The 26184-nt window shown below is 72.8% G+C and carries 24 protein-coding genes; 9 read left to right on the top strand and 15 right to left on the bottom strand.

Translation table 11 applies throughout. From position 1 onward, the window contains the following. Positions 1-151 precede the first annotated feature (151 nt). Entirely contained in the window at positions 152-1285 is a 1134-nt protein-coding gene (locus ACH5A8_RS02285) for a serine hydrolase domain-containing protein (protein WP_398998222.1), read from the bottom strand. Then, complete coding sequence (locus ACH5A8_RS02290; RefSeq protein WP_398997029.1) at positions 1282-2739, bottom strand: multidrug effflux MFS transporter; 1458 nt, start codon at positions 2737-2739, stop codon at positions 1282-1284. Before ACH5A8_RS02290 ends, ACH5A8_RS02285 begins: the two co-directional genes overlap by 4 nt. A gap of 98 nt (positions 2740-2837) precedes the next feature. Between ACH5A8_RS02290 and ACH5A8_RS02295 the strand changes: the two genes are divergently transcribed. Further along, positions 2838-3902, top strand: a complete 1065-nt coding sequence (locus ACH5A8_RS02295; RefSeq protein WP_398997031.1) for a Gfo/Idh/MocA family protein — start codon at positions 2838-2840, stop codon at positions 3900-3902. On the opposite strand, the gene ACH5A8_RS02300 is transcribed toward ACH5A8_RS02295, so the two are convergent. Then, positions 3889-5529: an alkaline phosphatase D family protein gene (locus ACH5A8_RS02300; protein ID WP_398997033.1), complete on the bottom strand. Its 1641-nt coding sequence runs from the start codon at positions 5527-5529 to the stop codon at positions 3889-3891. The genes ACH5A8_RS02295 and ACH5A8_RS02300 overlap by 14 nt on opposite strands. Before the next feature lie 148 nt (positions 5530-5677). Between ACH5A8_RS02300 and ACH5A8_RS02305 the strand changes: the two genes are divergently transcribed. Then, positions 5678-6475, top strand: coding sequence for an SDR family oxidoreductase (locus ACH5A8_RS02305; protein ID WP_398997035.1), 798 nt, complete (start codon positions 5678-5680; stop codon positions 6473-6475). A 58-nt stretch (positions 6476-6533) separates the two neighbouring features. On the opposite strand, the gene ACH5A8_RS02310 is transcribed toward ACH5A8_RS02305, so the two are convergent. Together ACH5A8_RS02310 and ACH5A8_RS02315 are read right to left on the bottom strand one after the other, a co-directional pair. After that, entirely contained in the window at positions 6534-7868 is a 1335-nt protein-coding gene (locus ACH5A8_RS02310; protein ID WP_398998224.1) for a D-alanyl-D-alanine carboxypeptidase family protein, read from the bottom strand. 233 nt (positions 7869-8101) lie between these two features. Next, the gene (locus tag ACH5A8_RS02315; protein WP_398997036.1) at positions 8102-8428 is read right to left on the bottom strand and encodes a nuclear transport factor 2 family protein; all 327 of its coding nucleotides are present in this window, start codon (positions 8426-8428) and stop codon (positions 8102-8104) included. 141 nt (positions 8429-8569) lie between these two features. Here ACH5A8_RS02315 and ACH5A8_RS02320 point away from each other — a divergent pair, with 141 nt between their 5' ends. Both ACH5A8_RS02320 and ACH5A8_RS02325 read left to right on the top strand, forming a co-directional pair. After that, positions 8570-9115, top strand: a complete 546-nt coding sequence (locus ACH5A8_RS02320; protein ID WP_398997038.1) for a DoxX family protein — start codon at positions 8570-8572, stop codon at positions 9113-9115. A 55-nt stretch (positions 9116-9170) separates the two neighbouring features. Then, entirely contained in the window at positions 9171-9578 is a 408-nt protein-coding gene (locus tag ACH5A8_RS02325; protein WP_398997040.1) for a MazG-like family protein, read from the top strand. A gap of 183 nt (positions 9579-9761) precedes the next feature. Here ACH5A8_RS02325 and ACH5A8_RS02330 read toward each other — a convergent pair whose 3' ends face one another. The 9 genes from ACH5A8_RS02330 to ACH5A8_RS02370 all read right to left on the bottom strand — a co-directional run bounded on the left by ACH5A8_RS02330 (position 9762) and on the right by ACH5A8_RS02370 (position 20037). Beyond that, positions 9762-11063 carry an MFS transporter gene (locus ACH5A8_RS02330; protein WP_398998226.1) on the bottom strand — a complete coding sequence of 434 codons (1302 nt, stop codon included), beginning with the start codon at positions 11061-11063 and terminating at the stop codon, positions 9762-9764. Further along, entirely contained in the window at positions 10988-11518 is a 531-nt protein-coding gene (locus tag ACH5A8_RS02335; RefSeq protein WP_398997042.1) for a GNAT family N-acetyltransferase, read from the bottom strand. Before ACH5A8_RS02335 ends, ACH5A8_RS02330 begins: the two co-directional genes overlap by 76 nt. Position 11519: 1 nt before the next feature. Further along, a complete protein-coding gene (locus tag ACH5A8_RS02340) occupies positions 11520-12773 on the bottom strand; it encodes a type III PLP-dependent enzyme (RefSeq protein WP_398997044.1) in 1254 nt (417 codons plus the stop codon). Continuing rightward, the gene (locus tag ACH5A8_RS02345) at positions 12770-14107 is read right to left on the bottom strand and encodes a DUF6271 family protein (protein ID WP_398997046.1); all 1338 of its coding nucleotides are present in this window, start codon (positions 14105-14107) and stop codon (positions 12770-12772) included. Before ACH5A8_RS02345 ends, ACH5A8_RS02340 begins: the two co-directional genes overlap by 4 nt. Beyond that, a complete protein-coding gene (locus ACH5A8_RS02350) occupies positions 14104-15135 on the bottom strand; it encodes a phytanoyl-CoA dioxygenase family protein (protein ID WP_398997048.1) in 1032 nt (343 codons plus the stop codon). Before ACH5A8_RS02350 ends, ACH5A8_RS02345 begins: the two co-directional genes overlap by 4 nt. Before the next feature lie 194 nt (positions 15136-15329). Then, positions 15330-16817, bottom strand: a complete 1488-nt coding sequence (locus ACH5A8_RS02355; RefSeq protein WP_398997050.1) for a glycoside hydrolase family 3 protein — start codon at positions 16815-16817, stop codon at positions 15330-15332. Positions 16818-16825: 8 nt separating this feature from the next. Then, positions 16826-17656 carry a carbohydrate ABC transporter permease gene (locus ACH5A8_RS02360; RefSeq protein ID WP_398997052.1) on the bottom strand — a complete coding sequence of 277 codons (831 nt, stop codon included), beginning with the start codon at positions 17654-17656 and terminating at the stop codon, positions 16826-16828. After that, positions 17653-18651 (bottom strand): carbohydrate ABC transporter permease, encoded by a 999-nt coding sequence (locus ACH5A8_RS02365; RefSeq protein ID WP_398997054.1) that lies wholly within the window; start codon positions 18649-18651, stop codon positions 17653-17655. Before ACH5A8_RS02365 ends, ACH5A8_RS02360 begins: the two co-directional genes overlap by 4 nt. 108 nt (positions 18652-18759) lie before the next feature. Continuing rightward, the gene (locus ACH5A8_RS02370) at positions 18760-20037 is read right to left on the bottom strand and encodes an extracellular solute-binding protein (RefSeq protein WP_398997056.1); all 1278 of its coding nucleotides are present in this window, start codon (positions 20035-20037) and stop codon (positions 18760-18762) included. 311 nt (positions 20038-20348) lie between these two features. Here ACH5A8_RS02370 and ACH5A8_RS02375 point away from each other — a divergent pair, with 311 nt between their 5' ends. Beyond that, the gene (locus ACH5A8_RS02375; protein WP_398997058.1) at positions 20349-21167 is read left to right on the top strand and encodes a GntR family transcriptional regulator; all 819 of its coding nucleotides are present in this window, start codon (positions 20349-20351) and stop codon (positions 21165-21167) included. Positions 21168-21364: 197 nt separating this feature from the next. Then, positions 21365-22696 (top strand): NB-ARC domain-containing protein, encoded by a 1332-nt coding sequence (locus ACH5A8_RS02380; RefSeq protein ID WP_398997060.1) that lies wholly within the window; start codon positions 21365-21367, stop codon positions 22694-22696. A gap of 162 nt (positions 22697-22858) precedes the next feature. On the opposite strand, the gene ACH5A8_RS02385 is transcribed toward ACH5A8_RS02380, so the two are convergent. Next, positions 22859-23140 carry a type II toxin-antitoxin system prevent-host-death family antitoxin gene (locus ACH5A8_RS02385; protein ID WP_398997062.1) on the bottom strand — a complete coding sequence of 94 codons (282 nt, stop codon included), beginning with the start codon at positions 23138-23140 and terminating at the stop codon, positions 22859-22861. A 302-nt stretch (positions 23141-23442) separates the two neighbouring features. Between ACH5A8_RS02385 and ACH5A8_RS02390 the strand changes: the two genes are divergently transcribed. The 3 genes from ACH5A8_RS02390 (at position 23443) to ACH5A8_RS02400 (ending at position 26068) form a co-directional block, all read left to right on the top strand. After that, positions 23443-24303 carry a helix-turn-helix domain-containing protein gene (locus tag ACH5A8_RS02390; protein WP_398998228.1) on the top strand — a complete coding sequence of 287 codons (861 nt, stop codon included), beginning with the start codon at positions 23443-23445 and terminating at the stop codon, positions 24301-24303. Continuing rightward, entirely contained in the window at positions 24300-24497 is a 198-nt protein-coding gene (locus tag ACH5A8_RS02395) for a DUF397 domain-containing protein (protein ID WP_398997064.1), read from the top strand. Before ACH5A8_RS02390 ends, ACH5A8_RS02395 begins: the two co-directional genes overlap by 4 nt. 260 nt (positions 24498-24757) lie before the next feature. Next, the gene (locus ACH5A8_RS02400; protein ID WP_398997066.1) at positions 24758-26068 is read left to right on the top strand and encodes a hypothetical protein; all 1311 of its coding nucleotides are present in this window, start codon (positions 24758-24760) and stop codon (positions 26066-26068) included. Positions 26069-26184: the final 116 nt, after the last annotated feature.

Below are 26184 nucleotides of genomic sequence, written 5' to 3' on the forward strand. Positions count from 1 at the left end.
TCGGTCGTCGGTCGGGCGCGGGTCGGGTGGGGGCTGAGCGCGCCCCCGCGGCGGAGCCGCAGATCAAGGCAGCCCCGCGCCCCTCAAAGGGCACCGGAGGTGCCGAGCGCGCCTCCGCGGCGAAGCCGCAGATCAAAACAGCCCCGCGCCCCTACGGGGTGCTTCGGACTGCTCTGTGGAGGCGGGTGGCCGCTGTCGCTCTGGGTTTGTTGGTCGGGGGGTGGCGGTGGGGGTGGACCTTGTTGGTGAGGAGGATCAGGAAGGTGTCCGTGGCGGGGTCCAGGACCAGGGAGGTGCCGGTGAAGCCGGTGTGGCCGGCCGCGCCCCGGCCCGCCAGCTCGCCCATGAACCAGGGCTGGTCCACGGCGAAGCCGAGGCCCGGCGGGGTCAGCAGCAGGTCGACGAAGTCGGGGCCGAGGATGCGGGCGGGGCCGTAGGAGCCGCCGGCCAGCAGGGTGCGGCAGAAGACGGCGAGGTCGGTCGCCGTGGCGAACAGGCCGGCGTGTCCGGCCACCCCGCCCAGCGCCCACGCGTTCTCGTCGTGCACCTCGCCGCGCAGCATGCCCCGGTCCGCCTTGGCCCACGGCCGCCGCTGGTCCTCGGTGGCCGCCGCGTCGGGGCAGGGCCCGAAGCGTGTCGCGGTCATGCCGAGGGGGCGGGTGATCCCCTCGTGGATCAGGACGTCCAGGGGGCGGTCCGTGATGCGTTCGAGGAGGTGCTGGAGGAGGAGGGGGTTCAGGTCGGAGTAGACGTAGGTGCCGGGCGGTGCGGTCGGGGCCTCCGCGCGCAGCATCGCCAGGCGGGCGGCGGCGTCGGGGCAGTCGTACAGCGGGAGTTCGGGGCGCAGCCCGGAGGTGTGGGTGAGCAACTGCCGGACGGTGATGTGGTGTTCGGCGGCGGCGTGGAACTCCGGCAGGTACGCCCCCACCCGCGCGTCGATGCCCAGCGTGCCCCGCTCGATCTGCTGCACCACGGCCACCGCCGTGAACAGCTTGGTGAGGGAGGCCAGGTCGAAGGGGGTGTCGAGAGTCATCGGCACCCATGCCTCGGGCGGGAGTTCGACACCCCGGTCGGTGACGGGGTCGTAGGAGCCGTAGCGTACGGCCCAGCCCGCCGCCTCGGCGACGGCGATCACCGGGCCCCGGCCGGCGACCACCACGGCGCCCGGCGCCCAGGGCGGCTCCCCGACGGTGAGCGCGCGCACCTCGCGCACGAGGCGGCGCAGTCCGGCGGGGTCGAGTCCGGCTCGCTCCGGTGTGTCCCGGCGCAGTCTCGGTGCGCTCAGCTCTCTTCCCCCAAGCTCTCGGCGTCGGCCGGGCGGGGGGTGCCCCCGCCCACCGCGCCCGTGGACGCGTTCCCGGGACGGCACATTCCCACGAAGCAGGCCAGCGCGGCCAGTGCGGCCGCCAGTTGGACGACGGCCATGGGGACGGCGGTGTGCTCGCCTGCGACGCCGACCAGCGGGGAGGCCACCGCTCCGACGAGGAAGGACGTGGTGCCGAGCAGCGCGGAGGCGGCGCCGGCGTTGCGCTCGGTGCGCATCAGGGCGAGGGCCTGGGTGTTGGGCATGGTGACGCCCATCGCCGACATCAGCACGAACAGGGCGGCGGCGACCGGCGCGAGGCCCACCGCGCCGAAGACACCGGTGGCCATCAGCAGCAGCGCGGTCGCCGCGAGGATGACCACGACGAGACCGACGGCCAGCACCCGGTCCAGCCGGACCCGGCCGACCAGCACCTTGCCGTTGATCTGGCCGACGACGACCAGTCCGACCGAGTTGAGCCCGAACAGCAGGCTGAAGGTCTGCGGGGAGGCGCCGTAGATCTCCTGGATCACGAACGGCGAGGCGGATATGTAGGCGAAGAGGGAGGCGAAGGCGAAGCCGCCGGCGATCATGTAGCCGGTGAAGACGCGGTCGGCGAGCAGCCGCCGCATCCCGCCGAGGGCCTGGCCCGCTCCCCCGTCGTGCCGGTCCGCGGGCGGCAGGGTCTCGGGGAGTCTCGTCCACACCACCGCGCCGAGCAGCGCGCCGACCACCGTGAGGACGACGAACACGCCCCGCCAGTCGGTCACCCGCAGGATCTGGCCGCCGATCAGGGGCGCGACGATCGGGGCGACCCCGGAGATCAGCATGAGCGTGGAGAAGAACCGGGCCATGGCGACGCCGTCGTACAGGTCACGGACCACCGCGCGGGCGATGACGATCCCGGCCGCGCCGGCCAGGCCCTGTGCCAGCCGGAGGGCGACCAGGATCTCGACGTTCGGGGCGAGCGCGCACAGGGCGGTGGCCAGGACGTAGACCGCGAGGCCGGCCAGCAGCGGACGGCGGCGTCCCCAGCGGTCGCTCATCGGGCCGACCACCAGCTGTCCGAGCGCCATGCCGGCCAGGCAGGCGGTGAGCGTGAGCTGCACGGTCGCGGCGGGGGCGTGCAGGGAGCGGGTGACCTCCGGCAGGGAGGGCAGGTACATGTCCATCGCCAGCGGGGGCGTGGCGGTCAGGCCGCCGAGGATCAGGGTCACCAGGAGGCCGGCGCGGCGGGCGGCGGCCGGGGACGGCGGGGTGTGCCCGTGCGCGGCGGGGCCGGTGGTGTCCGGCTCCGCCGGTCCCGTGACCGCCGGTGCGACAGGTCCCCCGGCCGCCGGAGCGGCCGGTCCGGTCGTCGCGGACGGCGCCGGTCCCGTCGCCGCCCCGGTCGCCGTGCGCGGTACGTGCGGTCCTGCCGCCCCGCCCTCGGACATGTGTCCCTCCCTCTCCGCATGATCCGCCACCTATGCTCTCAGCTCGTACACCGTGCCGAGGAACGCATGAGCGAGGGTGGGGTCCGGGGATGTCCGGTATGACGGAAGACAAGGTGCGCTGGGGGATTCTCGCGACCGGCGGCATCGCCGCCGCGTTCGCGGCGGACCTGGTGGATCTGCCGGACGCGGAGGTCGTGGCGGTCGGCTCGCGCCGGGCCGAGCCCGCGAAGGCGTTCGCGGAGCGGTTCGGCATCCCGCGGGCGTACGGCTCCTGGGACGAGCTGGCGCACGACGAGGACATCGATGTCGTCTACGTCGCCACCCCGCACGTCGCCCACCGGGCCGCCGCCGGACTGTGCCTTGAGGCCGGGCGGAACGTGCTGTGCGAGAAGCCGTTCACCCTGAACCTGCGCGAGGCCGCCGAACTGGTCGCCCTCGCCCGCGAGCACGGCCGCTTCCTGATGGAGGCCATGTGGATGTACTGCAATCCGCTGGTACGGCGGCTGAAGGCGCTGGTCGACGACGGCGCCGTCGGCGAAGTGCGCACCGTACAGGCCGACTTCGGACTGGCCGGGCCCTTCCCGCCCGCCCACCGGCTGCGCGACCCGCACCTGGGCGGCGGCGCGCTGCTCGACCTCGGCGTCTACCCGGTGTCGTTCGCGCAGCTGCTGCTCGGCGAGCCGGCCGACGTGACGGCGCGGGCGGTGCTCTCGCCGGAGGGCGTGGACCTGCAGACCGGCGCGCTGCTGTCCTGGGAGGGCGGCGCGCTGGCCCAGCTGCACTGCTCCATCACCGGCGGCACGGCCACCGGCGCCTCGGTCACCGGCTCCGCGGGCCGGATCGACGTGCCGTCGGGCTTCTTCCACCCCGACCGCTTCGTGCTGCACCGGGACGGCCGCGACCCCGAGGAGTTCACGGCCGACCCGGCGGACGGGCCGCGCACCAGCATGCGGCACGAGGCGCTGGAGGTGATGCGGGCGCTGCGCGCGGGGGAGACCGAGTCGCCGGTGGTGCCGCTGGAGGGCACCCTCGCGGTGATGCGGACGCTGGACTCGATCCGGGAGCGGATCGGCGTGCGCTACCCGGGCGAGGCCGGCCCCGACGGCGTGACCGCGGACGGGACCGGCTCCCGGGAGGGCGCCGCGGCGGTCACGCCGGCTTGAGCCCCGGCTCCCCCGCCTCCGTCACGAAGGAGGCGGCGGTCGTGAGCGGCGCGCCCTGCGTACTCACGCGGGAGACCGTCTTGAAGTCGGCGCGCGCCAGCTCGCGGCCCAGGGAGACCGTGGCGTAGCCGCGCAGCCCGTTGAAGAACCTCAGGTGCGGGTTGGCGGTCATGAGGGTGTTCCAGTTGGACGGCTTCGCCGAGCCGTCGCCGCCGCTGGTGATGGACGAGGTGACGATCTCCGTGCCCACGGTCCGTGAGTCGGGGTCGGAGAAGTCGCGCTTGATGTCGAAGCCGTAGTGCACGTGCACGTCGCCGGTGAGCACCATCAGGTTCTCCACGCCGGCGGCCCGCGCGCCGGCCAGCACCCGGTCGCGGGAGGCCGGGTAGCCGTCCCAGGAGTCCATGGAGAGCTTGGACGGCAGGGTGGTGGAGTTGTACCGCTGGGAGAAGGTGACCTGCTGGGGCACCACGTTCCACAGCGCGTCCGAGCGGCGCCAGCCGTCGATCAGCCAGCGCTCCTGGGCGTCGCCGGTCAGGGTGCGCCTCGGGTCCTCGGACTCGGGGCCGCCGTACTGCCAGCCGTCGCCGTAGGCCTGGTCGGAGCGGTACTGGCGGGTGTCGAGGACGTCGAACTGCGCCAGCCGGCCCCAGTGCAGGCGGCGGTAGAGCCGGAGGTCGGGACCGTGCGGCAGCTGGGGGCTGCGCAGCGGCATGTTCTCCCAGTAGGCGCGGTAGGCGGCGGCCCGGCGCAGCAGGAACTCCTCGCGGGGGCCGTCGGTCTCGGAGACGTCGTCGGCGTAGTTGTTCTCGGTCTCGTGGTCGTCCCAGGTGACGACGAAGGGGTGCGCGGCGTGCGCGGCCCGCAGGTCGGGGTCGGTCTTGTAGAGGGCGTAGCGCAGGCGGTAGTCCTCCAGGGTCACCGTCTCGTGGGCGAACAGGTCGGGGAGCGTGCCCTTCGGCAGGCCGCGGGAGCCGCCGGCGGAGTTCACCGCGTATTCGTAGAGGTAGTCGCCGAGGTGGAAGACGACGTCCACGTCGTCCTGGGCCAGGTGTTTGTAGGCGGTGTAGTGGCCCTCGTCGTAGCGCTGGCAGGAGACGAGACCGAGGGCCAGGCCGGCGGGCCGGCTGCCGGGGGCGGGCGCGGTGCGGGTGCGGCCGGCCGGGCTGGTGTGGCGGCCGGCGCGGAAGCGGTAGTGGTAGACGCGGCCGGGCGCGAGATGGCCGACCTCGACGTGCACGGTGTGCTGGAACTCCGGGTGGGCGGTCGCCGTTCCGCGTCTGACGACGCGCCGGAAGCGTGCGTCGAGGGCGAGTTCCCAGTCGACGGCGACGCGCCGGGCCGGCAGTCCGCCGTCGGCCTGGTACGGGGTGGGCGCGAGGCGGGTCCACAGCAGGACGGAGTCGGGCAGCGGGTCGCCGGAGGCGACACCGAGGGTGAACGGGTCGGCGGTGATCCGGGCCGTGTCCAGTCCGGCGGCGCTCGCCGCGCCGGCCGCCGGGAGGTTCACGGAGAAGGCGAGCGCGGCGGCGGCGCCGGTGCCGGTCAGGAAGCGGCGGCGGCCCAGCGAGCGGGCGGCGGCGCGCAGTTCGGGCGCGTGCGAGGGCTGGCGGTTCGCGGGCGTCATCCGGGTCCTCCCCTTGCGGTGGGTGCGCGGTGCAAGGGCATTGCAGCGGGCCGGGACGACCCACGCTTGGCAAGGACATGGCGATCCCATGGCGGACGGATGAGTTCCGCATGATGCCGCGCCCGGTCACGCCGTACGCTGCACAGCCATGGACACCGTGAACAACGCCGGAGCGGGACGGGCCGGCGGCAAGGACGAGGCCGGGCGGATCGCCGTGGTGACGGGCGCCGGTTCCGGCATCGGGCGGGCGGTCGCCGCCGAACTGCTGCGGGGCGGCTGGTCGGTGGCGCTGGCGGGCCGGCGCGTGGAGCCCCTCCAGGAGACGGCGGCGCTCGTCCCCGGAACGCCCTCGCTCGCCGTACGCGCGGACGTGGCCCGGGAGGAGGACGTGGCGGCGCTCTTCGCCGCCGTCGTGGACCGGTTCGGCCGGGTGGACCTGCTGTTCAACAACGCGGGCACCTTCGGGCCCGGCGGAGTGCCGGTGGAGGAGCTGTCCTACGACGCGTGGAAGCACGTGGTGGACACCAACCTCAACGGGGCGTTCCTGTGCGCCCAGGCCGCGTACCGGCGGATGAAGGAGCAGGACCCGCAGGGCGGCCGGATCATCAACAACGGCTCCATCTCGGCGCACACGCCCCGGCCGCACTCCGCGCCCTACACCGCCACCAAGCACGCGCTGACCGGCCTGACCAAGGCGCTGTCGCTGGACGGACGGCCGTACCGGATCGCGGTCGGGCAGATCGACATCGGCAACGCGGCCACCGACATGACGGCCCGGATGGAGACGGGCGCCCTCCAGGCCAACGGGCAGGTGGTCCCGGAGCCGGTGATGGACGTCGCCGACGTGGCCCGCACGGTACGGCACATGGCGGAGCTGCCGCTGGAGGCGAACGTGCAGTTCGCGACGGTACTGGCGACCGCGATGCCGTACGTGGGACGGGGCTGAGCGGCGACGGCCCCGTGCGGGGGCGCGGGCGGGGTGGGACGGCCGGGGCCCGTTCGGGTCAACGGCGGTGACGGCCCCGGGAGTCGGCGTCGGGGCCGGTGCCGGGGCGGACAGCGTCGCCGGAGCGGACAGGGTCGCCGGAGCGGCCGGGGTCGTCGGGAAGGCCGGCGTCGCCGGGGCGGCGCGGGCCGCTCCCCGCCGCTGCCGCGGCCGGCCGCGTCCGCAGACGGCGGCGCAGTGCCCACGCCCCGCCGGCCAGCAGCGCCGCCGTGAGGCCGCCGCCCTCCAGCAGCCGCCAGGTGGAGGGCCCCTCGGCCGCCGTCGCGCCGGACGCCCCGCCGCCGGTGCCTCCCGCCGCGCCGGCGGCCCGCTGTCCGGACGGCCCGCCCGCCCTGGCGCCGCCCTCGCTCAGCGGCTCGACCAGGGACCCCACCGCCCGTGCCGCGCCGCGGCCCTGCGCGAAGCCCCAGTCGAGCAGGGCCGCGGTCTCCTCGTAGACGGCGTTGTTGCCGGCCGCGGGGTGCATCACGGTGACGAGCAGGGTGCGGCCGCCGCGAACGGCGGCCCCGGCGAAGGTGTTTCCGGCGTGCGTGGTGTAGCCGTTCTTCACGCCGATCATGCCGTCGTACGTCTTCAGGCCCCATGACCCGGTCAGCAGGCGGTCGGTGTTCTGGATCTGGAAGGTCTTGCGGCCGCCGGCCGGGAAGTCGGCGGTGCGGGTGGCGCAGTAGCCGCGGAAGTCGGCGTTCTTCAGCCCGTGCCGGGCGAACAGGGTCAGGTCGTAGGCCGAGGACAGCTGGCCGGGGTGGTCGTAGCCGTCCGGGCTGACCACGTGGGTGTCCAAGGCCTGGAGGTCCGCCGCCCTGGCCTGCATCTCGGCGACCGTCTTCGGGATGCCGCCGTTCATGGCGGCGAGCACGTGCACCGCGTCGTTGCCCGAGCGCAAGAACACGCCCTGCCACAACTGCTCGACGGTGTAGGTGGTTCCGGCCTGGATGCCGACGAGGCTGGAGCCGTCGGGGATGTCGGCCAGGTCCGCTTCCGTGACCGTGTGCCGGTCGGTGCGCGCGAACCTGCCCAGCACCGTGTCCGCGAACAGCATCTTCAGCGTGGAGGCGGGGGCCAGGCGCTGGTGCGCGCGGTAGGCGGCGAGCACCTCCCCGCTCTCCCAGTCGGCGAGCAGCCAGGCACGGGCGGTGAGTCCGCGGGGCAGGGCTGTCGCGGCGCTCACCTGCACGCCGGGGCGGGCCAGCCGCGCGCCGCCGACCGCGGTGGCGCCGACGGCTCGGGCGTCGGCGGCGGCCGGGGCGCCGGCGGCCGCGGTGGCGGCCGTCGCCGCCAGCGGGGCGGCGGTCAGGGCGAGCAGGGAGCGGCGGGACGGGCGGGGGGACATCGCGGACCGGGCAGACCGAGTGGAATCGCGCACTCCGGGACCGTACAGAGCGAGTCCCCGCCGATGCACGACGGGCCTCCAAAGGCTGATCAAAAGATCATCAAAAGGAGGGAACGGGACGGCGCGGAAGGCGCGTTCACGGCTCTTTCGGTACACAGTTCATATAAAGGACACGGAGCCGCCCGGCTCGCCGGTCCGGGCCCGCGAGCCCGGCGTGATCCGAGCGGGAGGCCCTACGCCTGCCCGGTCTCGAAGCGGGCGATGCGGCCGTCCTCGGCGACGGTGAAGAGCCAGCGGGTGCGCATCTCGCCCCAGGTGTCGTTGCGGTGGCGGGCGACGAGGGCGAGGCCGCCCCTTGACTCGTTGTCGACCTCCAGGCGGCCGTGCGTGGCGAAGATCTCCGCCTCGATCCACTCGGCCAGGTCGCGGTCCGAGCCGTCGTCCGCCATGGTGGCGCCGGGAGCGAGGAGCCGCATGAAGCCCTCGCGGTCATGGGCGTTGACGGCGGTGACGAAGGCGCGGACGGCCGGGTCGCTGAGTTTGGCGGTCTGAATCGTCATGTCCGCAGAGTCACACCCGCCCCGGGGCCCCGCCACCCGAACGGCGCTCCGGGCGGGCCGCTCGGGTGTGGGCGGTGCGACGGTGGAAGCGCGAAGGGTGTCCTTGAGGTTTCGACGTTCCGATGTGCTGGGGAGTCCACCGTGACCTGTTACGACCGACGTGACCTGGGCCTGCTGCTGCTCCGGCTGGGGACCGGCGGGGTGCTGGCCGCACACGGCGCGCAGAAGCTGCTGGGCTGGTTCGGCGGGGCCGGCCTGGAGGGCACCGGCCGGTTCATGGAGTCCGTCGGCTACCGGCCGGGGAAGGCGAGCGCGACGGCGGCGGGGCTGGCGGAGGCGGGCGGCGGGCTGCTGCTGGCCCTCGGTCTGGCGACGCCCGCGGCGGGCGCGGCGGCGGCCGGCGCGATGGCGGGAGCGGCGGCGGTGCACGCGCCCAACGGCTTCTTCGCCCAGGGCGGCGGATACGAGTACGCCGCCTCCCTGGGCCTGACCGCCGCGGGTCTCTCGGTCACGGGCCCCGGCCGCCTCTCCCTGGACCACGCCCTCGGCCACACGGTCAACCGCGGCTGGATGGTCCCGGCGGCGTTCGCGACGACGGCCGCGGCCACCGCGGTCGTCCTCGGGGCGCGGGTGCGGCACCTGCGCCGGCAGAAGGAGGGCCGGCAGGAAACCCTGTTCGAGGAGTAGCCCGACCCGGGAATGTCTGTTCGCAGCCGGGCGCGGCCGTGGGAGGCTGCGCCCCATGAGCGATCAGGACTCCCCCGCCGGTCCGGCGACGCCCGCCGCCCCGCCGACGCCGGCCGCCGACCTGTGGGCCCACGTCGACGACCTGTGGGGCTGGCTGGACGGCCACCGTACGGACGCGGACGACCACCAGGTCCTGCTGCTGCGCGTGCTGAAGCTGTCCGAGGAGGTCGGCGAGGCCGCGCAGGCCGTGATCGGCGCCACCGGGCGCAACCCGCGCAAGGGCGTGACCCACACCTGGGCGGACGTCGAGGCCGAGCTGTGCGACGTGGCCATCACGGCCCTGGTCGCCCTGCGCACGCTCACCCCCGACGCCCGCGGGGCCTTCACCCGGCACCTGACGAGGGTCAGGGAACGCTCCCTGGCCGCGGGCCGCCCGCCGGGCCCCGCCCAGGACCTGGACTGAGCCCGGCGGCCCGGATCCGTACCCGGAGGGCCGGGTGCGGGCCCGCCGTTCAGGTCTGTGCCCGGCGGGTCAGATCCGAGCCCGGCGGGTCAGGCGCAGACCTGGCCCGAGGGCGCGGGTCCGGTCCCGGCGCCGCTCCCGCCGCCCGGCCCCTTCGAGTCTCGAGGAGCCCTCAGCGGGCCTTCAGTGGGCCCCCTCCGCCACCGCCTCCCCCTCCCGGCCGGCCGGTGCGGCGGCGGGAGCCGGTCCGCGGGCGGGCCACGGGATCCAGACGGCCGTGAGGGTGACGATCAGGGCCGAGGCCGCGACCATGCCCATGCCGACGGGCAGGCCGCCGAGGCCCGCGACGAAGCCGATCAGGGCCGGGCCGCCCAGCAGGCCCGTCGTGCCCATCGCGGCGACCAGGGCCAGCGCGTCGGAACCGCGTTCGGCGGCGGCGACGTACACGCACGGGGTCACGGCCGCCGCGCCCAGTCCGACGCAGGCGAAGCCGAGCAGGGTGGGCACCAGATGGCCGGCCGCCAGGGCGAGGGCCAGGCCGACGCCGGCCACGGCGCTGCCGACGCGCACCACCGGCCCGTCGCCCCACCGGTCGCGCCAGCGGTCGGCGCGCAGCCGGGCCAGCAGCATCATGACGGAGACGACCGCGATGCCCAGCGGGGCGACGGTCGAGGAGGTCTTGACGATGTCCTTCATGTAGAGCGTCGACCAGTCGTTCATGGCGCCCTCGGTGATGGTGCCGAACGCCATGGCGCAGCCCATCAGCAGGGTGACGCCGGACGGCACGGCCCGGCGCGTCCGCTTCTTCGGGGCGTCCGGGTCGGCGGCGGCACCGGGTTCCTCGTGGGCGAGCAGGCCCGGGCGCGCGCAGCCGAGCAGCAGGAGCAGCAGGACGGCGGCCACCGCGAAGTGGGCCCCGACGGACTGGGTGAGCGCGGTGATGCCGGAGGCCAGGAGCGCGGCGGCGAGGGATCCGGCGCTGAAGGTGGCGTGCAGCTGGGACATGGCGGTGCGCCCGTACGCCGTCTCCAGGGCGGCGCCCTGCGCGTTCATGGCGACGTTCAGACAGCCCACGGCGACGCCGTCGCCGCAGACGGCGAGCAGGGCGAGGGGGTAGTTCGGCGCCGCCGCCATGGCCGCGAGGAGTGCCACCAGGCACAGGGCGGAGACGAGGGAGAGGCGGCGGGAGCCGAGCCGGCGCGTCAGGACGGCGACCAGCGGGAAGGAGGCCGCCGCGCCCGCGCCGCAGGCCATCAGCAGCAGGCCCACCTCGCCGGTGCCGAGGTCCAGTCTGGCCTTGAGCGCGGGCAGCCGGGAGATCCAGGTGGCGTACTGGAAGCCGAGGAAGCAGAACAGGGCGGCGATCGCCCATTTGGCGCGGCGGAACCCGGCCGGGTCCGGGGGGCCGGTCAGCATGCGGGCCGCCTTTCGTGGGAGCGGTGGGCGGCGACCCGTGCCGTCATGTAGACGGCGTCGGCGCCGTATCCGGCGGGCAGGGCGACCTCGTGGCGGGCCCGGTAGCCGTGGGAGCGCCAGAAGGGCTCCTTGTCGCCGACCGCGACGAGCGACATGGTCCAAAAGCCGTGCCGCCGGGCGACGTCGGTGAGATGGCCCGCCAGCCGGCCGCCGAGGCCCTTGCGACGCAGCGGCCGGGTGATGACGAGGTCGTGCAGGTGGAGGTTGGACGAGTGGTGGACCGCCTGTTCGGGGCGGGTCAGGTCGGGGCAGCGGAGTTCGGGGTAGGGCAGGGCGAGGACGTAGCCGGCGATACGGCCGTCGAGGTCGAGGACGAAGCAGGTGCCGGCCGAGGCGTGGGCCCGGGACCGCAGCAGCGCCTCGCCCTCGGCGAGGGAGAGGTCGGCGTACGCCTCGGCCTCCAGGGCGGCCACGGCGGGCCAGTCGGCCTCGCCGATGCCCCGGACGCGCGTGTGGTGTGCCATGTCAGTGCCGTTCTTCGGGTGCCGGGGCGGGGGTCGGGGGCGCGGGCGGGGCGGGGTCGCCGCCGGGGCCGGGTGCGCAGGTCTGCGGCAGGGGGCGGATGCCGTTGAACCCCTGGGTGGTGTAGCCGGCCGCGTAGGCGCCGGCGGACAGGATCCAGACCGGGTCGCCGGAGGCGAGGCCGCGTGGGACGCGCACGGGGTGGGTGCCGCCGCCGTAGGCGTCGTCGCTGTCGCAGGTGGGTCCGGCGACGACGGCGGGGACGTACGCGGGGTCGTCGGGGCCGTCGGGCGCGGGGTGGCCCGGGAAGAGCATGCGGTGGATGACCTGGTCCATCTCGTACAGGCCGTTGAACTTGCCGCAGCTCAGGTACAGCCAGTGCGCCTCCCGGCCGTCCGGCTGCCGTCGCCGGGTGAGCCGGTAGACGTGGGCGCGGACGGCGCCGTGGTCGGCGACGAGGTGGCGGCCGGGTTCCATGACGAGGCCGAGCGGGCCCGCGGTGAGGGTGCGCAGGTGGTCCACGCCCTCGCGGATCACGGTGAGGATCTTGTCCAGGGGCGGGTCGAGGGGGTCGCCGCGGCGGTCGAGGTAGCCGAGCGCGGGCAGGCCGCCGCCGAGGTTGACGTGGTCGGGCGCGATCCCGAGCCGGCCGAGCCGCACCAGCGTCTCGGCGATCAGGTCGAGGGCCTGCTGCCAGCCCTCGCCGGTCATCTGCTGGGAGCCGACGTGCACGGACAGGCCCGCCGGTGTCAGGCCGGCCGTGCGGGCGGCGGTCAGCACCCGCACGGCGTCGTCCACGGAGCAGCCGAACTTGCGGTTCAGGCCCCACAGGGCGCCCTCGCCGGTGGTGGCGAGGCGGCAGAACACCCGGGCGCCGGGGGCGTGTGCGGCGATCGCCGCCACGTCCTGGAGACTGTCGGTGGCGTAGGTGCGGATGCCGAGCCGGTGGGCCTCGGCGATGTCCGCGTCGGACTTGACGGTGTTGCCGTAGTGGATCCGGCCGGCGTCCGCGCCGGCGGCGAGGGCCTGGGCGATCTCGGCGGGGCTCGCCGCGTCGAAGCCGGCGCCCCGGCCGGCGAGGTGGCTCAGCACCTCGTCGACGGGGCAGGCCTTCAGGGCGAAGCGGACGCGGACGCCGGGCAGTTCGGCCACCAAGCGGTCGTACTGCTCCCCGATGCCGGTCAGGTCGTAGACGACGCGGTCGGTCGGGGCGGCGGCGAGTGCGGCGGTCAGCCGGGGGCTGGTCTCCACGGTCATCCGCCCCCGTGTGCGGGCGCGGCCATCGGCGTGTGTCCGGGTGCGGTGTGCCGGGCGGCGTCGACGAGGGCCGGCCAGGCGTCCACGAGGCGGGCGTGGTCCTCGACGTCGCGTTCGGCCTCCGCGAGCAGTCGCTCCCGCCGCGGCTGAAGGCGTTGGGCGAACTCCTCGTAGCGGCCGCCGAGTTTGCGGTAGGCGGTGTCGCACCGGTCCAGTCGCCAGATGTTCTCGGCGCGGTCCAGCCGGGCGCTCTCGCGCAGCAGCTGCGCGACCCGGCCGGTCCGCAGGTGCTGCCGCTCGTCGAGGAGGGCGGGGCCCTCGGCGGCGAGGCGGTCGTAGACGTGGTTGAGGTGGAGCATCGACAGCAGGAACTTCACGAACCGCCTCTGGTAGGCGTGGAAGCCGGCGTCGGTACGGCGTTCGGGGGTGTGGAAGTTCTCGATGTGCCGGTTGTGCAGGATGCCGGGAAGGGTGGCGTCGTGGACCAGGTGGAGGAGGAAGTAGTCGCTGCCGATGGTGTCGGTGGCCGGGGAGAGCGGGAACCGCTCGTAGACGTCGCGGTCGAAGGCGACGTTGCACATGTCCACCCGCATCGGGTCGACGAGGGTCAGCGTGGAGCGGTCGCCGGTGAAGGGGGCGGTGCCCGCTCCGGTGAAGGACTCCTCGACCAGCTCCCGCTTGCGCTCCTTGGGCCAGTCGGCGGGCGCCCACAGGCCGACCACGTCGTGGTAGACGGCCTCGTCCAGTCGTCGTATCTCCGCTATGTCGACGGAGAGCTCGCCGATGAAGGAGGCGCCGACCAGGGAGACGGGCCGCCCGGCGAGGGCCGGGGCGAGATCGGTGCGGGTGACGCCGGCCGACGCCTCGGCGGCCGGGCGGCCCAGCCAGGGCAGTTCGTGGTGGACGGGGAAGACCGGTTCGCCGTCGTGGAGCTGGTAGGCGCTGTCGGAGTCCCGGCGGTGCACCGAGCGGCAGCCGAGCGCGGCGGCCAGCAGGAAGGCCCGGTTGGTGCAGGCGCCGTAGGAGACGCCGGACGGGAGCATCAGGTCGAGCATCCGGTCCGGTTCGGGCACCCGGGCCCGTTCGATCACCCGGCGCAGGAAGGCGCGCTGCGGTTCCTCGCCGAGGTGGTGCACGCTCACCCGGTGCGCGGGCGGCAGCGCGGCCAGGACCCGGGCGTGCTCGGCCCGGACGCTCTCGTCGCAGGAGTCGAGGACCAGCAGGTCGACGGCGACGCCGAAGCGGCCGGCGGCGTAGGCGGCCTCGCGGTGGATCGCGGTGAGGGTGGCGGAGCAGGCCCGGTCGGTGGGCAGGCACAGGCAGATCCGGTTCACCGCGCCTCTTCCCCGGTGGTCCAGGAGTCGAGGCCGAGCAGCTTGCGGCCCAGGCCGTCCAGTTCGGCGGTGCCGTAGCGCAGGGCTTCGGGGCGGCGGGCGTCGCCGAGCAGCGTGCCGTTCCAGTCGGGGGTGGACAGGGTGCGCCAGGACTCGACGCGGGAGGCGCGCAGGGCGGTGTGCTCCTCCAGCGCGGGCATCATCGACAGGTACTGGCAGGCGCGGACGCCGCCCGCGGAGAGGTTGGGCGCGACGCCGTGCGCCAGCATCCCGTTGAAGATCAGCAGGTCGCCGGCCTGGAGGTCGGGCCGGACGACGGGGTACTCGGCGCGGTCGACCGCCGGCCTGATCGGGTCACGGCCGGCCGGCTGGGCCAGGCGCCACTGCTCGAACCGCCGGAACAGCTCCGGGTCGCACTGGAAGCCGCCCAGTTCGGGCTGGGTGTCGTTGAGGGCGATGATGCCCTGGACGCGCTGCGGCAGCACGGTGAGGGTGCTGTCGACGTCCCAGTGCAGCTCGATGTCGAAGCCCTCGTCGGTGGGTTCGATCAGGGAGCGCGAACGGGTGCGCACATTGGGCGGGTTGAGGTTGAGCCGGTCCAGGGTGACCCACAGCTCCTCGCAGTCCCAGACGTCGACGAAGGCGTCGTAGACGCGCCGGGTCTGGCGGCTGTTCCACAGCAGCTGGTGGTGGTACGCCTCGACGAAGCCGTAGATGAACAGGTGCCGGTCGAGTTCGGAGCGGAACTCGGGCTCCTCGTACCAGGTCTCGGGGCGGTCGGGGTCCAGGCCCTGGAAGTCCCAGGCGAAGTCGAGCAGTTCCTTGGCCTCGCCGGGAGTGATGGCCTCGCGGACGACGACGTAGCCGTAGGTCTGCCAGAAGGCGAAGTCCTCCTCGGACAGCACCCGCAGGGACCGGGTCTTGCTCAGGTCGCGCAGGGGGGTCTGGGTGAGGTAGGTCTCGCCGTCCGCGCTGAAGTAGGGGCGCGCGGAGGCCGCTCGGTGGAGATAGGGGGTGGACTCGTGCATGCAATCACTCCGTGGTGATCGAGCTGAGGTGCACCTCCCAAGCTGGACTAGACCAATTTCGGAAGTCAACGCCTACCGGCCGGTACCGCCTCAAGTGCCGCCCAACTGCCGGTTGTCCCGCCCCGGGGGACATGCGAACGGCCGGCGCCGTGCCCGTTCGGGCAGCGGTCGCCGGCCGTTTCGGACCGGGCGGGTCAGCCGGCGACGACGGCCTCCGCCGCCGCCACCCCGCACACCCGGGCGGCGCCGTGCGTGGCGATGTGCAGCGCGCCGCGCGGCGGGGCCTGCGGCACGCCCATCTCGATCACGACGGTGTCCGGGCGGGCGGCGAGCAGCGCGTCCAGCGCCGCCCCCATCCACGTGTGCCGGTGCTCGTCGCGGACCACGGCGACGATCCGGCGGCCGTCCGCCGCGGCCAGGGCGTCGGCTCCCGCGTCGGCGCCGCTGAAGGAGCCCGCGGCGCTGCCGGGCAGCAGCCGCGACAGCTCGGCGGCCACCCCCCACGGGGTCTCGTCGCCGACGGCGATGTTGGCCTGCGGGTTGAACTGGGCCACGAAGAGCGGCCCGGTGACCGGCGCGCCGGCCTGGGCCCGGGTCACCCGCAGGGCGCGGCGGGCCGCGATCAGGCCGATCTCCGGCTCGGGCTCGGTGCTCGCCGCGCCGCCGCGGGCCTGGGCCGTCCACCGGGCCAGTTCGCGCACCCGGGCGGCCGCGTCGTGCAGCCGCTCCTCCGGCAGCTCACCGGAGCGCACGGCGGCCACCAGCGCGTCCCGCAGGTTCAGCACGGTGGCCTCGTCGCACAGGCCGCCGCCGACGCAGATCGCGTCCGCGCCGGCCGCGATGGCGAGGACCACGCCGTGCTCCAGGCCGTAGGTGCCGGAGATGGCGCGCATCTCCATGCCGTCGGTGACGATCAGACCCTGGTAGCCGAGTTCCTCGCGCAGCAGGCCGGTGAGGATCCGGCTGGAGAGGGTACCTGGGCGCTCGGCGTCCAGGGCGGGCACGAGGATGTGCGCGCTCATCACGGCCCGGGTGCCGGCCGCGATGGCCGCCCGGAAGGGGGGCAGCTCGCGCTCGTAGAGGGTGTCCGCGTCCACGTCGATGCGCGGGACGGCGTGGTGGGAGTCGACGTTGGTGTCGCCGTGGCCGGGGAAGTGCTTGGTGCAGGCGGCGACGCCGGTGGACTGCAGGCCCTCGACCCAGGCGGCGGTGTGCCGGGCCACCAGGTCGGTGGCGGCGCCGAAGGAGCGCACGCCGATGACGGGGTTGTCCGGGTCGGCGTTGACGTCGGCTGAGGGCGCCCAGTCGAAGTTGACGCCGCAGGCGGCCAGACGCCGGCCCAGCTCGCGGGCGACGCCCCTGGTCAGGGCGGGGTCGTCGACGGCGCCGAGGGCGTGGTTGCCGGGGAAGGAGGATCCGGTGCGCACGTCCAGCCGGGTGACGTCACCGCTCTCCTCGTCGATGGCGACCAGCAGGTCCTCCCGCTCGGCGCGCAGCTCGGCGGTGAGGGCGGTGACCTGCTCCTCGGTGACGACGTTGCGGCCGAACAGGGCCACGGAGGCGAGTCCCTCGCCGAGGCGACGGCGCACCCAGTCCGGGGCGGTGGTGCCGTCGAAGCCCGGCTGGAGCACCGCGAGCGCGTCCCGGGTGAGGGTGTCGGGGCCGGTGGCGAGTGTGGTCATCGGCGGGGTCATCCCTTCACGGCGCCGTCGGTCAGGCCGCTGACGGCCTTGCGTTGCAGGAAGATGAAGAGGATCAGGATGGGCAGCGCGAACAGGGACGAGGCGGCCATCGTGGCGCCCCAGTCGTCGCCGAAGGCGGTCTGGAACTGCGACAGCCACAGCGGCAGGGTCTGCTTCTCGATGTCCTTGTTGAGGATCAGGACGAGCGGGAACTCGTTCCAGGCGGTGATGAAGCCGAACAGCGAGGTGGCCATCAGGCCCGGCGCGAGCAGCGGGAAGATCACCTTGACGAAGGCCTGGAGGCGGGTGCAGCCGTCGACCATCGCCGACTCCTCCAGCTCCTTGGGCACGGCGGCGACGTAGCCGCGCAGCGTCAGGATCGTCAGGGGCAGCACCATCATCGCGTAGAAGGCGGTGAGCGGGACCAGGCTGTTGAGCATGTCGTTGTCGCGGACCAGCATGTAGATGGCGATGATCATGACCTCCCAGGGGGCCATCTGCGCCAGCATGAAGGTCACGATGAGCCCGCGCCGGCCCTTGAACCGCATCCGGGCCAGGGCGAAGGCCGCGAAGAGCGCGATGACGAGCGAGATCAGCACCGAACTGACCGTCACGATCACCGAGTTGGCGACCAGGGTCCAGAAGTGGTCGGCGTGGACGGCCTTCTTGAAGTGCTCGACGGTGGCGTGGTACGGGAACCACACCGGGTCCTCGGTGATGATGTCGCCGGTCGGCTTGAAGGCCGTGGCGAACATCCAGTAGACGGGGAACGCGAAGCCGACGAAGAGGATGACGGCGGTCGCGTTGGGCCAGAGACGGCCGAAGGCGGAGCGCTTCACAGCTCGTCCTCCTCTTGCTTGAGCACCATGCGCAGGTAGTACGAGGTGATGGCGAGCAGCACCAGGATGGTCAGGAAGGAGATCGCCGCGCCCATGCCGAAGTGCTGGTTGCCGACGCCCTCGACGTAGGCGTAGATCGGCAGGGTCTCGGTGAGGTGGTCGGGGCCGCCCTCGTTGAGCGCGAAGATCTGCGCGAACGACTTGAACACCCAGATGACCTCGAGGAAGGTCGTGGCGTACAGGAACGGCCGCAGGAAGGGCAGGGTCACGGAGGTGAAGCCCTTCCAGGCGCCGGCGCCGTCCAGCGACGCGGCCTCGTAGAGCTCCTTGGGGATCGTGGTGGTGGCGGCGTAGAGGTTGATCGCCACGAACGGGACGGACTGCCACACGATCAGCACGATGACCACGAAGAAGGTGGAGAACTGGCCGCCGAACCAGTTGTAGTCGGCCATGGAGTGCCAGCCGAGCTTGTCCAGGACCCAGTTGACGACGCCGAAGCGCTGGGCGAACAGCCACTGGTACACGGTGGTGGCCGCGATGACGGGCATGGCCCAGGCGAGCACGAGGCCCAGCATGAGCAGCAGCCGCATCTTCTTGCCGAGGCGGGCGAGCAGCAGGCCGATCAGGGTGCCTGCCGTCATGATGAGGACGACGTTGACCGCGGTGAAGACCACCGAGCGTTCGACGACGTGCCAGAAGTCCGAACCGGACAGGATCTCCTTGTAGTTGTCGACGCCGTTCCACTCGGTGATGTGCTGGATGAGCTGCCGCGGGTTGAGGTTCTGGAACGACAGGATGCCGTTCTTCACCAGCGGCCAGCCCAGCAGGACCACGGTGGCCAGCAGCGCGGGCAGCAGGAGGAGGTAGGGGGCGGCGGGGCGGCGGCCGGCCGGGGTCTTCGATGCGCGGGTCTCACCCCGCGGGGGCGCCGGCGGCCCGGCCTTGCGGACAGCGGGCTCCCCGGCCGTGTCCGTGCCTTCGGTCTGCACTGACATGAGTTGCCATCTCTTCCGTGGCCGTACGAACTCCGTGTGCGAACTCCGTGGCCGTACGAATGACACAGGGAACCGGGGGCGCCTTTCGGGGCGCCCCCGGCACGGTCATCAGTCCTTCTGGGCCAGGCGCTTGTTGATGTCGGACTCGACGTCCTTGGCGGCGTCGGCCGGGGCCTTGCCGTTCAGCACGGCGGTCATGTACGCCTTGATCGGGTTCGGGGTGTTCTCGACCGCGGCCCACTCGGGGATGAGCGGGGTGGTGCCGCCGGCGGCGGCGCCGGGCGCGGCGGCCTCGGCGGCGCCGTTGCCCTTGAGGTTGGTCTCCAGCGACTCCTTGTTCGGGATGACGCCGTTGAGCTTGGCCAGCTCGCCCTCGAACTGGTCGGACAGGGCGACCTTCAGGAACTCCTTGGCCAGGGACTGCTTCTTGCTGTTCTGGGCGACGGCGATGTTGGAGCCGCCCAGGAAGACGCCCTCGGGCTTGTCGGCGGTGGCGCCGGGGATGGTGAAGTAGCCGAGGTCCTTCTCGATGGCCTTGTTGGCCTGGATGGCGGTGGCGGCCTCCCAGCCCATGCCGATGAACGCGCCGGTCTTGCCCTTGGCGAAGATCGTGGCCTGCTGCGGGGTGGCCTCGTCCTTGTCCTTGGGGGCCTTGGAGTAGGAGGCGTACTTCTTGTAGAGCTCCATGGCCGCGGTGACCTTGGGGTCGGCCAGGTTGGAGACGTACTTGTCGCCGTCCTTCTTCACCAGGTCGGCGCCCTGGCCGATGATCAGGCCGTCGAAGAAGTACCAGTTCTGGCCGGGCAGGTAGATCGGCTCGGCGTCGGTCTTCTTGCCGATGGTCTCCAGGTCCTTGAAGAACTCGTCCCGGGTCTTCGGGGTGTCCTTGATGCCGGCCTTGGCCCAGATCGCCTTGTTGTAGATGACGACGCGGTTCGCGAAGTACCAGGGGGCGGCGTACTGCTTGCCCTCGAAGACGGAGGACTTGGAGACCGACTCGGTCCAGTCCGAACCGATCTCCTTCTTCAGGTCACTGAGATCGGCCAGGCCGCCGGTGGACGCGTACGCCGGGGTCTGGGTGTTGCCGACCTCCAGGACGTCCGGCGGGTTGGACTCGGAGAGGGCGGTGGTGACCTTCTGCTGGATGCCGTCCCACTTCTGGACCTCGAACTTGACCTTCGCGCCGGTCTTCTTCTCGAACGCGGCCTGCACGTCCTTGGTCCACTGCTCCGGCACGGAGCCGTCCATGGTCCAGACGGTCAGCGTCTGTCCCTTCCAGCTGTCCGGTCCCGCGTCCTTGCTCTTGTCGTCGTCGCCCCCGCCACACGCCGAGACGGAGACCATCATGCCAGCGATCACGATCGCGGCCGCAAGCTTGCGCTTCACGCCACCCTCCTCAGGGATGCCACTAACCCCCCACGCCCCCGGCGGTGATTCGCGCACGACGCTGTTTCACGTAGGGCTCGGGACCTGGTCACTAATGGTGTAGACCAGTACGGTGGAGCTTGGCCTAGACCTTTTGAGGTGTCAAGGGTGGTTCGGGAGCCTGATCCCGGGCGTTATGAGAAAGACACCTGAGCGTGCCCGCGCCCGTTTGCGGACCGGTCAACCGGAGTCGCCGCCTCCCTAGTTGGACTAGACCATAGGGAAGTTGCTCGCTATAACGGGAGCCCACCCACACAGCCGGGAAGGCAGGCATGGCCACCGACGTCAGCAGCGCCCAGCACCACGGGGGAGCGCCCGGCCGCATCGCGCGCGTGCCGAAGTACTACCGGATCAAACAGCAGGTGCTGGAGATGACGCAGGCGCTGGAGCCCGGCTCGGCCATGCCCGCCGAACGACTGCTCGCCGTCCGGTTAGGGGCCTCGCGCACCACCATCCGGCAGGCCCTCCAGGAGCTGGTCGGGGAAGGCCGGCTCGACCGGATCCAGGGCAAGGGCACCTTCGTCGCCCAGCCCAAGCTGTACCGGTCCCTGCGGCTCACCTCCCACACCGAGGACATGCGCGCCCAGGGCCTCCAGCCCGCCTCGCAGATGCTGGACATCGGCGAGGTCCCCGCCGACGAGAAACTCGCGGGGCTGCTCGGCATCGGGATCGGCGAGCGGGTCCTGCGCATCGAGCGCCTGCGGCTCGCCAGCGGCGACCCGATGGCGATCGAGACGACGCACCTGTCCGCCCGGCGCTTCCCCGGACTGCGCCGCTCCCTGACGACGCACCCCTCCCTCTACACGGCGCTCGCCAAGGTCTACGGCGTCCACCTCGCCGAGGCCGACGAGACCATCGAGACATCGCTGTCAACGCCCCGCGAGGCCCATCTGCTGGCCACCGACGTGGGCCTGCCGATGCTGCTGCTGTCCCGCCACTCGCGCGACGCGGAGGGCCGGCCGGTGGAGTGGGTGCGGTCGGTGTACCGGGGCTCCCGCTACAAGTTCGTGGCGGCACTGCGCCGCCCGGTACCGGGGGTGCCCCCCAGGAACACGGCGGCGCCGGGGCACCGGGCCGGGGAGAACGCTTGAGCACGGGGCGGACGCCGGGGGTCCGTACTTCGCGGGGGCCGGGGCAGGCCCCATGGGGGGCGGGGCCTACGGCGGGCGCGGCGGGCTGGGGTGCCGCGGGCGAGCCGGGTGGGTCGTCAGGGGCGTCGGACAGGCCGGCGGGGGCGCCGGGCGATTCCTCGGCTCCGCCGGGTGGCCCGCCGGGCACCCTGTCAGCCGTGCTGGTGCGGGCGCGTGAGGCGGCGTGTCTCACCCAGGGGGAACTGGCGGAGCGTTCCGGTCTGAGCGTGCGGGCCATCCGCAACCTGGAGACCGGCCACACCGCCCGCCCCCGCAAGCAGTCGCTGCTGCTCCTGGCCGAGGCGCTCGGCCTGCCGGCCGGCGAGGCGGGACGGCTGCTGCGCCTGCCCCGCACCGAGCAGCGGCCCGCGCCCGCCCCCGTACCGCCGGGCACACCCGCGCCGCACCGTGCCTCCGCCTCCGCGCCGCCGCTCGCGTCCGCGCCCGCGGAGCTGCCCGCCGCGCCCCGCCACCGGCTGGTGGGCCGCGAAGCGCTCGTCGAGGACCTGATGGGACACCTCGCCCACGGCGAGCCCGGCCCCGGCCGACCCGCCGCCGCCGTCGTCGTCGGCCCGCCGGGCGCGGGCAAGACCTCGCTCGTCCTGCGGACCGCCCACGGCGTGCGGGAGGAGTTCCCGGACGGCCAGGTCTTCGTCGACCTGCACTCCGCCTCCGGCCTCCCCTTCACCTCCGACTCCTTGGTGCGCCGCGTCCTGCGCTCACTGGGCGCCGCCCCGGCCGCGGAGCACCCGGAGGAGGCCCGCGCACAGTTGCGCAACGCCCTGAGCGGACGGCGCGTCCTCGTGGTCCTCGACAACGTCGACGGCGAGGCGCAGGTCAGACCGTTGCTCGTGGACGACGGACGCAGCGCGGTGCTGGTGGCCGCGCGCCGCGAACTGCCCGCCCTCCCGGCCCAGTCACGGCACCGGATCGGCGCCCTGGACGAGTCGGACGCCTACCGTGCGCTGGAGGACCTGGTGGGCGCCGACCGCGTCCGGGCGCAGCGGTCCGCGGCGCTGAGCATCGTGCGGTCCTGCGCGGGACTGCCGCTGGCCCTGCACATCGCCGGCCTCTGGCTCACCGCGCGCCCGCACCGCTCCCTGCACGACCTGGCGGCCCGGCTGGCGGACGAGCGGGACCGACTGCGCTCGCTGCGGATCGGCGACCTGTCCCTGCACGCGAGCGTGCGGGCGTACCACCGCCTGCTGCCACCCCCACTGCGCACCGCCCTGCGTCAACTGGAGCCTTTGGAGGGGGACTTCGGTCTGGAGGAGATGACGGCCCGGGTGACACCGTCCCGCCGCCTGGCCATGGACCTGCTGGAGGAGCTCCTCCACCGCCAGATGATCCACCCCACCGACCACCCGCACCGGCTCGCCGCACCCCGCTACCGCCTGTACGACGCGGTGCGCCTGTACATGACCCACGACACCGCATCACCGGAGGCGCGGTCCGCCGCCCTGGAGGCCCCGGCCGCACTCCACGTGTGAGAGGCGGACGAGCCATGACCGCCGACACGGGCTGCCTCGTCTTACGCGCGCGGAGAACCCGCCGGTTGCCGACCGCCAGGCCCCACAGGATGCGAAGGGCGTCCGGACGCGGGGCCTCAAGCATGTCGCGCTGTGTGTGTAACGCGTGACGGACCCCACGGGTCAGCCCTGATCGGTACGGAGCAGCGCGGTCATCTCTTCGAGCGAGACCGACCCCTGCGCGCCTTCGGCCTCGGCCTCGTCTGCCAGCCGGTTGAGCCAGGCCTCCTCAGCGTCCTCGACGATCCGGCGCGACCGCTGGTACCCCTCGACGTCGAGCACGACGGTTTCCTGCTTGCCGCGCCGGGTGGTGATCGTCGGGGTCTCCTCCCGGCGGGCACGGTCGATGACGTCGGCCAGGTGACTGCGGACGTCGGCCATCGCTTCGACGATCGGCTTACTCATGTCACGAATGTTGCAGATGTACATGTGCGTGCTTCGGTCAGTGCGCATCGCGGGCTCCGCGCGGGGTGCGGGTGGTGTGGGGGCCGGGTTTGTTCGTCGCCGACAACGGTGCCATCGGTCGCGTGGCGTGACCATTGGTAACGCACCGATGCGGGGCCGGTTGTACGCGCGTTGTCGGTGGCGGTACGAGACACGCGGCGTGACGGCGCTCCTGGTCGGGGCATTGGGCCAGGGAGGCGGTAGTGGTGACCGAGGATACGAGCACGGAGGCGGGGACGGTGGCGGCCGGCGAGGAGGTGACGATGAGCTTCGGGGACAGCTGGGAGAACGACGGCGAGGCGGGCGTACCGACCGGGGCGGACAAGTCCGGGCAGGGGGTTGTCACCGCGTTCGGGCAGAGCATGAAGACCTTGCGGGTGCGGGCGGGGCTGGAGCGGGAGGAGTTCGGGCGGCGGATCGGGTATTCGGCGTCCACGGTCGCGTCGTTCGAGCAGGGGCGCAGGATTCCGTCACCGAGGACGATCGAGCAGGCGGACGAGGTGTTGGGGGCGGGTGGGTTGCTGACCCTGTGGAAGGAACAGGTGGAGAAGGCTCAGTATCCGGTCTTCTTCCAGGGGATGGCAAAGCTGGAAAAGGAGGCCATTGAACTACTCGCGTACGACGCCCTCGTGGTCAAAGGGTTACTCCAGACCGAGGAGTACATGCGAGCTCTGCTCGCCATGCGGCGCCCACCCCTGGATCCGGAGACCATCGAGCAGCGAGTGACCTCTCGGTTGGCCCGACAGGACATCTGCGACCGGCGCCCTGCACCGCTGCTGAGCTTTGTGATGGACGAGGCGGTTCTGCGGCACCGGTACGGCGGCAAGGACGTGGTGCGTGGGCAGTTGGAACATCTACTCCTGATCGGTCAGAAACCGAACGTCGAGATCCAACTCATGCCGACCGGCTGTGAGGACAACGCGGGCTTGAACGGACCGTTCACGGTCGTTACACGCAAGGACGGCAAGAAGTTCGTGTACGCCGAGGCACAAGGGGTGGGCACCCTTCAGACCGACCCGGAGCAGACAGTGCTCGCCGCCGCTCGCTATGGGATTATCCGATCGCAGGCTCTCAGTCCGCGAGAGTCCCTGGAGTTCATCGAGAGGTTGCTGGGAGAGCTATGAACATCGCTGAGTCCTCGGCCGCCGTGTCCGATCTCGCCTGGTTCAAGAGCAGCCACAGCGGAACCGAAGGCGGCGACTGCGTCGAGGTCGCGGCCGGTACGGGAGTTGTGCACGTCCGGGACTCCAAGGCCGTGGCCGGGCCGGTCATCCGTGTGTCGCGTGAAGCGTGGTCGGGGTTCGTCGGGGAGGCCTGACGGTCGTACGTACGCGAGAGTGCCCTGCCGGTCCTTGTCGGGCGACAGGGCTCTCGCGCGTCACGCTTCGCGCATGCGGCGCGTGAACTCGGCGCGGGCCGGACCGGGTGCGGAGCCAGATGACGAGGGCTGCAGCACGTCCGTGGCCTGACGTGCACTCCGCACGCGCTCATCTTGCGGGCGAATGTCAGTGCGGCCCATACAGTTGCTCCGCCGACCGCGCCTGTGCGGCCGGATCCGTTCTCGAAGGAGTTCCTGAGATGCGTTTACGAAGACGTGCGGCGGGTGTCGCGCTGGTCCTGGCGGCCGCGTCGTTCAATCTGCTCGGTGCTTCCGGCACGGCAGCGGCACAGGCCCAGGGCGGCATCGTCCTGCCCTTGCGGTCACATTGGCAGACCCGCGCCGACAGCCGTCATGTGTACGTCAGCGCGCCCGGCGACGACGCGGTGCTGGCCACCGATCACGACGGGCAGGTCGTGAAAAAGGTGGAGGGTCTCGACGGGGCGCGGGGCATGGCCGAGTCTGCTGATGAATCCACCCTGTACGTGGCGCTCCCGGACGCTGACGCGATCTCCGTCATCGACACCGCGACTTTGACCGAGACACAGCGCATCTCGACCGGGGCCGGAACCGAACCGGAGAGCCTCGCCCTCGCCGGCGGCCGGCTGTTCTTCGGTTACCAGGCCACCGTCTTCAGCGCCGGCATCGGCTCTGTCGCCATCGGCGAGGCGACCCCGGCCGTCAGTCTGGACGACAATCCAGTCTGGTACGGCAAGCCGCGACTCGCCTCGTCGCCGGGCGCGCCCGACCGGCTCGTCGCCGCGGAGAGCCAGGGCGCGCTGGGCATGCGCGTGTACGACGTGGGCTCCGGCACGCTTCAGGAGACCGCCTACAGCGACGCCGTCGGCGATGTTGAGGACGTGGCGGTGACGCCGGACGGCAGCAGCGTGATCACCGCGAACGGCTCCAACTACTACCACCAGCGCTGGCGCCTGTCGGACCTGACGGAGGAGGCCCAGTACGACACCGGCCCCTACCCGAACTCCGTCGCTGTCGACTCCCACGGCACGGTCGCCGCGGGGATCGTGGCAGGAGGGGAGTGGGACGTCTACATCTTCCGCCCGGGAGAGACCGCCCCGTACCGCACGGTCGCGTTGTCGCCGGGATACGCCGATCTCCTCGACCGGGGCGTGGCCTGGTCGCCCGACGGCAACAGGCTGTTCACCACCCGCTTCCCCTACTCGGGCGAGGTCGTTCTCGACATCGTCACCGACCTCGACAAGGCATCCAGCACGATCACTCTGTCCGCCCCGGCGACGAACCCCGTCGGCACGCCGGTCACCGTGACGGGGAAACTGACGTCGTTGGTCCCCTTCCCCGAGCACATGGCAGTCGTGGTGACGCGCAACGGCGTGGAACTGCCGGATGCGACGGTCGGACCGGACGGCACCTTCAACTTCAGTGATACCCCGCCCGACTGGAGCACGTATCCCCAGTACACGGTCACCTACGCGGGCGACGCCCGACATGTGCCCGGCACTGCGACCGTCATGGTCGAGTTCGTCCGCTGACCAGGCTGGGCGAGTTACCCGAAACCCGTCATTACGGGGTGGGGCCGGTGTCCTGGTGGACACCGGCCCCACCCCGCGCTAGCGAAGAGTCTTCGAAGACCAGCGGGAGCCTCGTT

It is taken from the genome of Streptomyces sp. NPDC018610, assembly GCF_044391765.1.
Classification (GTDB): Bacteria; Actinomycetota; Actinomycetes; order Streptomycetales; family Streptomycetaceae; genus Streptomyces.

Coding starts and splice junctions, on each gene's coding strand:
- ACH5A8_RS02290 (WP_398997029.1), bottom strand. CDS start 2,739: ATGTCCGAGGGCGGGGCGGCAGGACCGCACGTACCGCGCACGGCGACC.
- ACH5A8_RS02295 (WP_398997031.1), top strand. CDS start 2,838: ATGACGGAAGACAAGGTGCGCTGGGGGATTCTCGCGACCGGCGGCATC.
- ACH5A8_RS02300 (WP_398997033.1), bottom strand. CDS start 5,529: ATGACGCCCGCGAACCGCCAGCCCTCGCACGCGCCCGAACTGCGCGCC.
- ACH5A8_RS02305 (WP_398997035.1), top strand. CDS start 5,678: ATGGACACCGTGAACAACGCCGGAGCGGGACGGGCCGGCGGCAAGGAC.
- ACH5A8_RS02310 (WP_398998224.1), bottom strand. CDS start 7,868: ATGTCCCCCCGCCCGTCCCGCCGCTCCCTGCTCGCCCTGACCGCCGCC.
- ACH5A8_RS02315 (WP_398997036.1), bottom strand. CDS start 8,428: ATGACGATTCAGACCGCCAAACTCAGCGACCCGGCCGTCCGCGCCTTC.
- ACH5A8_RS02325 (WP_398997040.1), top strand. CDS start 9,171: ATGAGCGATCAGGACTCCCCCGCCGGTCCGGCGACGCCCGCCGCCCCG.
- ACH5A8_RS02335 (WP_398997042.1), bottom strand. CDS start 11,518: ATGGCACACCACACGCGCGTCCGGGGCATCGGCGAGGCCGACTGGCCC.
- ACH5A8_RS02340 (WP_398997044.1), bottom strand. CDS start 12,773: ATGACCGTGGAGACCAGCCCCCGGCTGACCGCCGCACTCGCCGCCGCC.
- ACH5A8_RS02350 (WP_398997048.1), bottom strand. CDS start 15,135: ATGCACGAGTCCACCCCCTATCTCCACCGAGCGGCCTCCGCGCGCCCC.
- ACH5A8_RS02355 (WP_398997050.1), bottom strand. CDS start 16,817: ATGACCACACTCGCCACCGGCCCCGACACCCTCACCCGGGACGCGCTC.
- ACH5A8_RS02365 (WP_398997054.1), bottom strand. CDS start 18,651: ATGTCAGTGCAGACCGAAGGCACGGACACGGCCGGGGAGCCCGCTGTC.
- ACH5A8_RS02375 (WP_398997058.1), top strand. CDS start 20,349: ATGGCCACCGACGTCAGCAGCGCCCAGCACCACGGGGGAGCGCCCGGC.
- ACH5A8_RS02385 (WP_398997062.1), bottom strand. CDS start 23,140: ATGAGTAAGCCGATCGTCGAAGCGATGGCCGACGTCCGCAGTCACCTG.
- ACH5A8_RS02390 (WP_398998228.1), top strand. CDS start 23,443: ATGAGCTTCGGGGACAGCTGGGAGAACGACGGCGAGGCGGGCGTACCG.
- ACH5A8_RS02395 (WP_398997064.1), top strand. CDS start 24,300: ATGAACATCGCTGAGTCCTCGGCCGCCGTGTCCGATCTCGCCTGGTTC.
- ACH5A8_RS02400 (WP_398997066.1), top strand. CDS start 24,758: ATGCGTTTACGAAGACGTGCGGCGGGTGTCGCGCTGGTCCTGGCGGCC.